The following is a 10895-nucleotide window of genomic DNA, read 5'->3' as shown; positions in this document are numbered from 1 at the left end:
CGCCTCGGGCTGTGAGTTGTACTCGGGTGTGTGGCGAAAAGGCACCTCGGGCTACGGGCTGTGCTTGAAAAACGGCAAAAGAGCGCGTTGTGCTGTGGATACTCTCGGGCCCCCTGCGAATTGCTGCCAGGCTACTGCCACAGCCTCACTTCGGGCTCCAGTTCCACGCCGGTGGTCTGGCGAACGCGGCGCTGCACTTCGGCGATGAGTGCTAGCACGTCGGCGGCGGTGGCGTCGCCGGTGTTCACGACGAAGCCGGCGTGCTTCTCGGACACCTGCGCGCCGCCCACGCGCAGACCTTGGCAGCTGGCCTCTTGGATGAGCGCCCCCGCAAAGTGGCCCTGCGGCCGTTTGAAAGTGGAGCCGGCGCTCGGCATCTCCAGCGGTTGCTTGCTCTCGCGGCGCTCGCGCAGCTCTTCCATGCGCGCGGCGATGGCGGCAGGGGAGTCGGCGCGCAACTGCAGCGTGGCCCCGAGCACCACCCAGCCCTCGCGCATCATGCGGCTGGTGCGATAGCCCCAGTTGGCTTCCGCTGCCGGCACGTTCACGATGCTCCACGAATTCCCGTCGGGCACCAGGCAGCGTACTTCCACGGCTACGTCCGAGAACTGGCCCTCGTAGGCGCCGGCGTTCATGATGGCCGCGCCTCCGACGGTGCCGGGAATGCCGCTGGCGAACTCGTAGCCTGCAAGCCCGGTATCCCGCGCCACGGCGGCCACGGCGGCGTTCGTGGCCCCGGCCGCTGCACGCACGAGGCCGCCGGGCAGCACCTCGACGTCCGCGAAATTATCCGCCAGCAGAAGCGTCACGCCGTCAAGTCCCTCGTCGGGCGCGAGCACGTTGGAGCCGAGCCCCAGCACACGCCAGGGAACCCCGCCCGCCTCGCAAGTCGACACGACGGCCGCCACCTCGTCTTCGGAGCGTGGTGTCACGAGCCATTGCGCCGGCCCCCCAATGCGAAATGTCGTATGCTCGGCCAGGGGCTCGTCAGGACGCACATTCTGCGAACCGACGATATCCCGAAGGCTCTTCTCGAAGTCCTGGGCGTTCACGGCTTGCTCCTCCTCAGCTGGATTACGGATGCAGAGGAGGTGCGGGATGCCCTGACCGAGCAAGTTCCGCAGCGAACAGAACAGGACTGAATGTCCTGTTCTGCAGAGCGAGGACTGTCTGAGCGAATCAGGGCGTCCCGCACCTCCGGTCGGCAAAGAGTTTCAAGCCCGCGTGTTCTGGGCCGGTATCCTCCGTTTATCATGCCGTGCGGGTTACCGTTGGTGACCCGCATGGCTCATTGTACTAGAATACGCCCATGACGAAATCGCTGACATATCCGCGCGATCGCCAAAGCGCTTCCGCCCATCGTTGCTCGCGCTTCGCACCCGCTTGCGGGCTCGCATCCGCACCCGCTTTTGGGCTCGCATCCGCACCCGCCCCAGTGGCCGCCCTTGCGGATGCTTCCGCACGCACGAAAGTGGGGCGCTAGGCCATGGCGCGCAGGGTTCCCGAGGTCAAGCCCACCTCGCCGGCGGCGGCCATCGTGCTCGTGCTGCTGTTCATTGTCTGCTTCATTATCGGCCTGTGGGTGCTTATGGCGCTCACGCGCATCGTGCTCGGTTAGGGGCAAGGACTATGTGGCAGCGATTCACCCCCTACGACTTGCGCGTTATCGGGCACTACCTGGGAACGCTCCTGTTGTTCTTCGCCGCGCTCATGGCCCTTCCCTTGGCGACGGCGCTGGTCTTTCAGGAATGGGAGCCGGCGGCGCGCTACCTCGCGGCAATCGGCATCACCATGGTCGCGGGCTGCAGTCTGCGTTTTCTGCGCATCGAACCCGGACGCCTCGATCGCCGTCAGGCGCTGGCGGTGACCGGTTTCGCCTGGGTTGTTCTCGCGCTGTTCGCCTCGTTCCCTCTGTACTTCTCGGGGCATTACATGACCTACCTCGATGCCGTCTTCGATGGCGTCTCCGGCCTGACCACCACGGGCGCCTCGCTCATCGTCGATTTGGATCACCTCTCCTACGCCGACAACATGTTCCGCTTCGCTATGCATGCCCTGGGCGGTCTCGGCCTTATCGTGGTGGCGTTGTCCTTCGGGCTTTTCGGCCGCGGCGGCGGCGCGTCGCTGTTTTCGTCGGAAGGCCGCAGCGAGCACGTGGTGCCCAACGTGGTGCAGACCACCCAGTTCATTGCTCGTATTACCCTGGTCATCGTTTCTGTCGCCACGGTGATCATCACGGCGTTGTGTCTGCTCATGGGTATGGAGCCCACCCGCGCCTTCCTGAACGCGCTGTGGGTGTCTACCTCCGGGTTCGTGACCGGCGGTTTCACGCCCATGCAGCTTTCCATCATGTACTACCATTCCTTCCCCCTTGAGGCGATTCTCATGGTGCTCATGATTTTGGGCTCCATCAGCTTTGTCATTCACGCCGAGGTGTGGAAGGGACGTCCGCTCCCGTTTTTCCGCGACATCGAGACGAAGACGATGGTGCTTTGGATCGGGGTCATGGCCTTCGTCTTCACGGCCACCCTTGCCCTGTCGCCCTTCGATGACATGCTCGCCCTTTTGCGCCGCGGCCTGTTCATGATCATCTCGGCGTTCACCACGACGGGCTTTCAGGTGGTCACCACCAACCAGATCACCACCGCTTTCAGCAATGGCGCCTTCCTCACCCTGGCGTTCATCATGGCCGTTGGCGGTGCTTCCGGCTCTACGGCCGGCGGCATCAAGTTCTCGCGCATGGGCATCATCTTCAAGTCCATCGTGTCGAACGTGAAGGAGACGCTGGCACCGGATTCGGCTCGCGTCGTCGTTTCCTACAATCACGTGGGCAGGCGCACCTTGACGCCGGAAATTGTGAAAGAGGCCATGACGGTGTTCATCCTGTACGTGATCACCTACGTTATCGGCGCGCTGGTGGGCATTGCACACGGGTTCGAGGCCATTCCCGCAATCTTCGAGTCGGTGGCCATGACGTCCAACGGCGGCATCATCACGTCGGTGGCGGGGCCCGGCATGGCGGGAACTCTCGAGCTGTTCTACATCTTCCAGATGTGGGCCGGACGCTTGGAGTTCATGACGCTGTTCGCCCTTATTGTGGAAGTGGTGGCCTCCCTGGTGCCGCGGCCTCGACCGAAGGAGCGCTCATGAGGCGGCGGGGTATCGCGCTTCTGGCGATCGCGCTCGCGGCGGTTCTGGCCGCGCCGGGCCCTGTGGCTTGGGCGACGGGGGCTGCCAACGGCGCCACGACGGCTTCCTCTGATGCCGGTGGGACCAACGAGGATGTGCCGACGGACGACACGGGCGTCGTAGAGGCCGGCGAAGGCGCTGGGAACGAAGGCGCTGGAAGCGAAGGCGCTGGAAGCGAAGGCGCGGACGGCGGCGCGGTGCAAGGCGGAGGCGCCGAGGGCGAAGGTGCGAGCGGCGGCGCGACCGAGGGCGAAAACGGGGCCGATGGCGAGGACGGCCAGACCGTCGACAAGCCCGCGCGCCCGAAGCTTCCCGACCCAGTCTTCGGCGAGGACGTGAGCGAGGATAACCTCGTGAACCCCCAGCAAAAGCCCGACAGCTCTTTCATCTACGATACCTCCATCTCCGCTTTGCAGGAGGCCGATTCCTACCTGAACAACCAGACGGTGCAGGTGACGGGCGAGGTCATTGGAGACCGCATTCGCGCCGAGTTCGATCCCGGGTACAGCTGGATCGTCCTGCAGGGCTCCGATAGGGCTCACTCCGAAATCCCCGTGTTCATGGACACGGAGTCCACCGAGGTCATCGATACCTACGGAGCCTACGGCCGCAAGGGCACGACGCTGCAGGTGCGCGGCACCTTCCATCTGATCTGCCCGGAGCACGAGGGGCTGACCGACCTGCACGCCGACGCGGTCACCTTCGTGGAAAAGGGGTCGGTCACCGAGCAGCCTTTTGACATCGGCGCGTTTCTGCCGGGGCTTATGCTGGTCGCCATCGGTTTCATCATGCTCATCGTGTTCCACCAGATGAGGGAGGGGCAGCGCTGATGGCCGAGGCGCGCTATCGCGGCGAAGTGGTGAAGCTCGATCGGGGGTACCCGCTCGTGCGCTTGGAAGACGGCGAGCTTCTGCGCTGCGAGCACGCGACGGCCCTGGTGAAGGGGGAGCGCCGACGGGCCGTTATCGGGGACGTCGTGGAAGTGGCGGTGCCCCCGGCGCACGATAAGGGCGTCATCGAGGCCATAGCGCCGCGCACCCGCGAGTTCGTGCGCAAGGATCCCACCGAGCGCGCCGTGCCCCAGGTGCTCGCCGCCAACTTCGAGCGGGTCATCGTGGCCCAGCCCGTGGGCGAGGTGAACCTGCGGCGCCTCGAGCGCGAGCTGGTACTGGCCTTCGAGACGGGGGCCGAGGTGACCGTCGTGCTCACCAAGGCCGATCTGGCCGACGACGCGGCCACCCGGGCCACCGTGGAGGCCGTGCAGGCTCTGGCTGCTCCCGCGGCCGATGTGCTCGTCGTGTCCGAGGACGACCCGGCATCGGTGGAGGCCGTGCGCGCGCTTCTGGCGCCGGGCACCACCACGGTGCTCATCGGGCGCTCGGGGGTGGGGAAGTCCAGCCTGGTGAACATGCTGGTGGGCGCCGAGGTCTTAAGCGTCGGCGCAGTTCGCGAGGGGGATGGCAAGGGCCGCCACACCACGGTGAGCCGCGAGATTGTGGAGGTGCCCGGCGCCGGCCGCATCGTGGATATGCCGGGCGTGCGGGGCTTGGGACTGTGGGACGCCGAAGAGGGCATCGGCGCGGCTTTTCCCGATGTGGAGGCGCTGGCCGCGCAGTGCCGCTTCCGCGACTGCACCCACCACGAGGAGCCGGGCTGCGCCGTGCGCGCGGCTGTGGAATCCAGTGAGCTGACACCGGAGCGCTACGCGTCCTACCAGGCCCTTCAACAGGAGATGGCCGCCATGCGCGATCGTCGCGAGGAGGCGCGCCGCATGAACAAGGAGAAAGTGAGCGATACCAAGCGCCGCCGCGCCGGTGCGCCCAAGGGCGGACGACGCCGGCGATAACAGGGCGCGACTGCGACAATACCCCGTGTATGGGCGGGGTGGTCTTCGCCGTGCCGGCTCGTTCCGTTCATGACATTTTGCCTACCGAGATTGCCGCTGGATGCGAACGCGCTAAAATGATGTAACACTCTTCGACTGAACTCGAAAGGACCTCCATGAACCCCGTCGTCGTCATTCCCACGTTCATCTACCCCCGCCGCCACCGCGGAGGGGCCGATGTGGTGAGCACCTACGACCACCCCACCGCCCCCAACCAAGAAGGGGAGCTCGGCCGCTGCCTGGAGTCGCTGGCGAAGGTGGAGGGCCTGGGACTCGTGGTCATCCTCGTGTCCGCCGACGTGTCTTTGGAAGTGCAGGCGGCCGAGAAGGTGCAGGCCATCGCCAACCGCCATCCGGATGTGACCACGCTCGTCATCGGCGCGGCAGAGCTGGCGCTTATCGAGCAGCGCATGGCCCAGCAGAACATCGAGCGCCTCTCCAAAGAGATCGGCCTTCAAGGCTACGGCGCCATCCGCAATTTGGGCCTGCTCGTGGCCAACGTGCTCGGCTTCGACGCCGTGGTGTTCTTGGACGACGACGAGGTGGTCGACGACCCGAAATTCCTGGAAAAGGCCATGTACGGCCTCGGGAAGCTCACGCGCCAGGGCGTGCCCATCGTGGCGAAGACGGGGTACTATTTGAACGACCAAGACTCCTACCTCTCGAAATGGGAGGACAAGTGGTACAACCGCTTCTGGCAGCAGGGCCGCGCCTTCAACGAGTGGATCACCAAGGCCATGCGCGGCCCGCGTTTGTCGCGCTCGAACCATGTGTGCGGCGGCTGCTTGGCCGTCCACAAGGAGGCGTTCCGGCGCCTCGCCTTTGACCCGTGGATCACCCGCGGCGAGGATTTGGACTACATGCTCGACCTGCGCATGTACGGCTCGGATATCTGGTTCGACAACCAGTGGGTGCTGCGTCACCTGCCCCCGCGCACCGCAAGCGAGGGCACGCGTTTCCGCCAGGACATCTTCCGGTGGCTCTACGAGTACCGCAAGCTGGAATACTCCCGGGCGCTCATCGACCTTCAGCAGGTGAAGCCGGCCTCGCTCGAGCCCTACCCGGGGCCGTTTTTGGAGCCGGGCCTTCTGCGCCGCATTCGGCTTACGGCATGGATGCGCAGCTTCGGACGCCCCGACAAGAAGGCCTACCGCCTGGCCGCCAAGGCCGCCACGGGTGCGGCTTCGGCCTACGCCGAGGCCAACTGCGCGAAGTACTTCGAGTTCCAGTACGTCTGGCCCGAGGCCATGAATCGTCTGGAAAGCGACCAGCTGCTCTCCGAGGCCCTGGTGCGCTCGGCCATGCTGCGCGCCCAGGATGTGGCGGCCGCGGCCCCGGTCCCGGCTCCGGCGGCCGCGAACGTCTCGACGGGCGCCCCGGCTGCCGCGGACGTCGCGGCGGAGGTCGTCGCAGGCGAGGCTGCTGGTGTGACTCCTGCGGCAGCCGCGGCCCGCGCGAGCGCCCCGGCCCCCGCGAGCGTTCCGGCGCCCCGGCCCGTGCCGCGCACGAACATCGACGCCGGCATGACCACCCAGATCCGTCTGGATATGGAGGACTAGCGTCGTGGAAGCGATGGTTCCGCTGTTCCTCGTGTCACTGGTCGTCGGTCTTGCGGTTGGCGTTTTGGCAGGACTGCTTGGCATCGGCGGCGGCATGCTGCTCGTGCCGGCGTTCAAGCTCGGCTATGCCATGGACTCGCTCATGTGCACGGCCACCTCGCTGTTCACGATTATCCCGACGTCGGTTTCGGGCGCGATTTCCCATATTCGCAACAAGACGTGCCTGCCGAAGCTCGGCGTGGCCGCGGGCCTCGGGGGCGCCTGCCTGTCGCCTTTAGGGGTGTGGCTCGCCACTCTCTCGCCGGACTGGGCCGTCATGGGAGCGGCGGCGCTCATCATCGCCTACTCTTCCGTTACGATGTTCCGCAAAGCGCTGAAGGCTCCGAAGGTACCTCGGGGCGCTGGGGCCGGTGCCGCGGATGCGGCGGCAAAGGAAGCTGCTGCCGAGGATCGTGCCGCCGCCATCGAACGGGCGCATGCGGAGGCCCCGACGATCGGTTGGCGTGAGGCCGCCATCGGTGCTGTCATCGGCCTGTTCGCTGGGCTCGCTTCCGGGTATGTGGGTGTGGGCGGCGGCTTCATCATGGTGCCGCTCATGATGTCCGTCCTGCATGTTCCCATGAAGCTCACCTCGGGCACGTCCCTTATCGCCGTCATGATCCTCGCCGTGCCCGGCACCATCACCCAGGCGGTTCTCGGCAACATCAACTGGGTTGCCGGTATCGCTGTGGCTTGCGGTTCCATCCCCGGCGCGGCCTTGGGCGCCAAGCTCATCCCGAAGGTGCCCGAGCGCCAGCTGCGCTTTCTGTTCGCCGGCTTCCTCGTGGTGGCCGCCGTTCTGCTCGTCGTCAACCAGCTGGGGGTTTGGGGCTAGGTCGTTTCCGCGGCATTCTCGAGTTTGTTATACTGGCGTCAATAGCTGATGCAATCAGGGGGTACGATTATGGCGAAGCGCGAATCGGGCACGGTTTCCACGCGGGGCATCGGGGTGCCCAAGTTCAACCAGGAAATGCTCGCGGCCACCATTGCCGCCCTGGCGGGCATCACGCTCGTGTGGACGTTCTCGCAGCCGGCGTTCCCTGTCCCTGTGCTCATTGCGGCCGGGGCCGTGTTCACCGTTTCCATCGTCATGGTCATTCGGCTCATGATGGATCCCGATTCCGTGCGCGCCTTGCAGTCCGATGCCATGCTGCAGCTGGCCTCCTCCATGATCGACGCCATGGGCGACGGGCTTACCGAGGAGGCCTCCCAGGAGGTGTGCGAGCTTTTGCTGCCGAACACCTCGGCCATCGCGGTCGCCCTCACCAACTGCGAGAACGTGCTCGGCTACGCGGGCTACCAGGAGGCCCACAACCCGGCGGGCATCGCCATCCGCACGAGCGCCACCCACGAGTGCATTCGCCAAGGGAAAACACTTGTGCTGCTGGCGCCCGAGGAGATCGGCCTGCCTATTCCCGTTGAGCAGAGCCGCATCAAGGCCGCCATCGTGGAGCCGCTGTTCGTCGGCGGCCGAGTGGAGGGAACGCTCAAGTTCTACTACCGCGATCCACGCAAAATCACCGAAACCCAGCGCTCCATCGCCCACGGCTTCGCCCAGTTGCTCGCCACCCAAATGGCCGCCGTGGAAATGGAGACCCAGCGCAAGTTGGCCACCTCCATGGAGTTGAAGATGCTGCAGACGCAGATCAACCCCCATTTTTTGTTCAACACCATCAACACCATTGCCTCGTTTATCCGCACCGACCCCATGAAGGCTCGCACTCTGCTGCGGGAGTTCGCCGTGTTCTACCGGCGCACTTTGGAGGACTCCACCGAGCGTATCTCGCTCGCCCGCGAGCTTGACCAGGTGCAGCGCTACTTCAACTTCGAGCTGGCCCGTTTTGGCGACGCGCGCCTCGCCTTCGAAGTGGACACGAGCCCCGCGCTGCTGGACATGATGGTGCCGCCGTTTCTGGTGCAGCCGCTCGTGGAGAACGCCATCAAGCACGCGATGCCCTCGGAAGGAAAACTGACCATCACGGTGAAGGCCGATGCCGACGGCGACGACGTGGTCATCGTGGTGAGCGACGACGGCGTGGGCATGTCCGAGGAGACCTGCGCGAACATCACCCAGGTGGAGTCGTCCACCGGCCTCGGCATTGCCGTGAAGAACGTGCATGACCGCATGATCGGCTTCTTCGGCCCCGATGCGCAGATGGTGTACACGAGCGTGCTGGGGGAGGGCACCCAGGTAACCCTGCGCTGCCCCGGCTGCGCCAAGGCGCCGACGTCCTCGGCTGCATCGGCGTCGGCGGGGGCGCCCGCGGCGGCCGAGGGGGCGGCGCAAAGCGCGGAGAAGACGGCGCGCAACAACGCCACGGTGGCCGAGCTGGCCGAGCTTGTGGCCCAGGTGTCGGAATAAAGGCCGCTCCCAGCAGGTAAATCGCCTATTTTCGTATCGACAATAGGGGCGCAGTCGTATATCATCCCATTCATTGGTTGTTATCTTTTATGGGGAAGGGCGCGCCCGTGTTTGAGTTTCTATCTTCGCCGTTTGGCCTGGTGGCTGTAGGCCTCGGTGTGTTGGCGGTGGCCGTGCTCGCCCTGTGTCTGTGGATCACGACCCTCGACCGCCGCATGCGCGGCATGGCCGATGGCTTGGAAACTGAGCGCCGCAAGGTGGCCGAGCTGCAAATGGTCATCGGGCGCCGCGCCAACGCGGCCCGCAGCTACGGTAACCGGGGGAGGGCGGCAGCGCCGGCTCCTGCTCCGGCCCCGGCTCCAGCGTCGGCCGTCGCTGCCGCTTCGGCTGGTGCGCCCATGCCGCCGCGAGGGGCGGCGGCTCCGATGCCAATGGGCGTCCCCGCTGGCGCTTCCGTGCCTCCGCGAAACGCCGTTCCGGCCTCCGCGGCCGTTCCTTCGGGCGCAGCGCCTCGAGGCCGTGCGCCCCGGCCCGCCCCGGCCGGCAGCGGCTGGACGCCCAGCAGCATCCCGATGCCGGCGCAGTCGGAGGTGGATGCCTGGGTGCAGGGCGGCCCGGCCGTGCAGCAACCCATTGTGGTGCCCGATCGCAAGATGTCACGCAAGGCTCGCCGCGAGGCGGAGCGCGCCTTCGCGGCCCGCGCGGCTGCCGAACTGGAGGCTCGCCAGGCCCGTCGCGCCCAGGAGGCCGCCGCGGCCCAGCGCTCTTTCGGGTCGACCCCGGCCCGCGCGGCAGCAGCTTCTGCGCACCCCGCCGCAGCCGGCCGTCCTGCTGCGGGCGTTCCCGCCCAGGCCCAGGGCTTCGCGCCGGTGCAGCCGGCTTACGGTGCGCCTTCCGGCGCTCGCGCCCGCCACGCGCGCTAGCGGTCTTCCCGCTGCGCCACTTTCCCAAACTCAAAAGGCCAGCGCCGAGGATGCTTTCGGCGCTGGCCTTTTCGTGATGCAACTGACGTGCTGGGCTTCTACCCCTTGTAGGCCTCCTGGAATCGAGCGACGTCGCGCTCGTAGATGACGAGCGTTGAATCGGGCTCTTCCAGATAGAACGGCACGCCGGCCAGCTTGGGATGGTTCACGAGGGCCGCTAGGGCGTCGAAGCCGATCTTGCCTTCGCCGATGCGCGCGTGGCGATCGACGTGGCTGCCGCGCTCATGGGTGGCGTCGTTCAGGTGCACGGCCTTCAGCTTGTTCAGGCCGATGGTACGGTCGAACTCTTCCAGCACGCCATCGAGGTCGCCTACGATGTCGTAGCCTTCGGCCCACACGCCGGCGCAATCGAAGCACACGCCCACGTGCTCTGGGTGCTCCACCTTGGCAATGATCGCGGCCAGCTGCTCGAAGCTCGTACCCACTTGGGTGCCCTCGCCGGCCATGGTGTCCAGCAGCACGCAAGTCTTCATGGATGGCGTGATGATCTTGTTCAGGGCGTCGGCCACGTCGGCCAGCCCCTCTTCCACGCTGATGTTCAGACGGCTGCCCGGGCGGATGAGGTACAGCGAGCCGTCCACCTCAGCCAGGCGCGCCAGATCCTCTGAGTACACCATGAGGGCGAAGTCACGCTCGTTCATCTTGTCCGTGGCCGGGTCGGCATCGTAGGGGGCGTAGGCCAGCGCGTCGTGGATGCCATGCTCCTTCGCGAAGGCAAGATAGGCGGCGACGTCCTTCTCGTCGAGGGCCGCCTGCTCGCTGCCGCGCGGGCTGCGCGTGAAGTACTGGAACGTGTTTGCGTTGATGGACGCCGCCTCTTTGGCCATCTCCAGATAGCCGCGGCGCTTCGAGAGATGGCAGCCAATGGTCAGCATGAT

The 10895-nt window shown here is 66.1% G+C and carries 10 protein-coding genes; 8 read left to right on the top strand and 2 right to left on the bottom strand.

All coding sequences use genetic code 11. The features are described 5' to 3' along the window. Positions 1 to 131 precede the first annotated feature (131 nt). Positions 132 to 1052: a UDP-N-acetylmuramate dehydrogenase gene (murB, locus tag ACYVRU_RS02840; protein WP_335878764.1), complete on the bottom strand. Its 921-nt coding sequence runs from the start codon at positions 1050 to 1052 to the stop codon at positions 132 to 134. A gap of 434 nt (positions 1053 to 1486) precedes the next feature. On the opposite strand from murB, the gene ACYVRU_RS02835 reads away from it, so the two are divergent. From ACYVRU_RS02835 to ACYVRU_RS02800, 8 genes are all read left to right on the top strand, one after another. Next, positions 1487 to 1618: a hypothetical protein gene (locus ACYVRU_RS02835; RefSeq protein WP_256156164.1), complete on the top strand. Its 132-nt coding sequence runs from the start codon at positions 1487 to 1489 to the stop codon at positions 1616 to 1618. Positions 1619 to 1629: 11 nt separating this feature from the next. Beyond that, on the top strand, positions 1630 to 3150 hold the full coding sequence (locus ACYVRU_RS02830) for a TrkH family potassium uptake protein (RefSeq protein ID WP_302012562.1): 1521 nt from the start codon (positions 1630 to 1632) through the stop codon (positions 3148 to 3150). Beyond that, positions 3147 to 4019: a hypothetical protein gene (locus ACYVRU_RS02825; RefSeq protein WP_461185696.1), complete on the top strand. Its 873-nt coding sequence runs from the start codon at positions 3147 to 3149 to the stop codon at positions 4017 to 4019. Before ACYVRU_RS02830 ends, ACYVRU_RS02825 begins: the two co-directional genes overlap by 4 nt. Next, entirely contained in the window at positions 4019 to 5035 is a 1017-nt protein-coding gene (gene rsgA, locus ACYVRU_RS02820; RefSeq protein ID WP_114540123.1) for a ribosome small subunit-dependent GTPase A, read from the top strand. The genes ACYVRU_RS02825 and rsgA overlap by 1 nt, the downstream gene beginning before the upstream one ends. Before the next feature lie 155 nt (positions 5036 to 5190). Further along, the gene (locus tag ACYVRU_RS02815; protein WP_114540124.1) at positions 5191 to 6633 is read left to right on the top strand and encodes a glycosyltransferase; all 1443 of its coding nucleotides are present in this window, start codon (positions 5191 to 5193) and stop codon (positions 6631 to 6633) included. Between the two features lie 13 nt (positions 6634 to 6646). Then, a complete protein-coding gene (locus tag ACYVRU_RS02810; protein WP_461185731.1) occupies positions 6647 to 7507 on the top strand; it encodes a sulfite exporter TauE/SafE family protein in 861 nt (286 codons plus the stop codon). A gap of 69 nt (positions 7508 to 7576) precedes the next feature. Further along, a complete protein-coding gene (locus tag ACYVRU_RS02805; RefSeq protein ID WP_173114650.1) occupies positions 7577 to 9034 on the top strand; it encodes a GAF domain-containing sensor histidine kinase in 1458 nt (485 codons plus the stop codon). Between the two features lie 107 nt (positions 9035 to 9141). Further along, positions 9142 to 9957, top strand: coding sequence for a hypothetical protein (locus ACYVRU_RS02800; protein WP_237974211.1), 816 nt, complete (start codon positions 9142 to 9144; stop codon positions 9955 to 9957). A gap of 98 nt (positions 9958 to 10055) precedes the next feature. Here ACYVRU_RS02800 and ACYVRU_RS02795 read toward each other — a convergent pair whose 3' ends face one another. Next, complete coding sequence (locus ACYVRU_RS02795; RefSeq protein ID WP_114540126.1) at positions 10056 to 10892, bottom strand: deoxyribonuclease IV; 837 nt, start codon at positions 10890 to 10892, stop codon at positions 10056 to 10058. Between the last annotated feature and the right edge of the window lie 3 nt (positions 10893 to 10895).

This window comes from Adlercreutzia sp. CNCM I-6216, from assembly GCF_977113345.1.
Note: the sequence above shows the minus strand (reverse complement) of the source record. Positions and strands in the feature narration are given on the sequence as shown.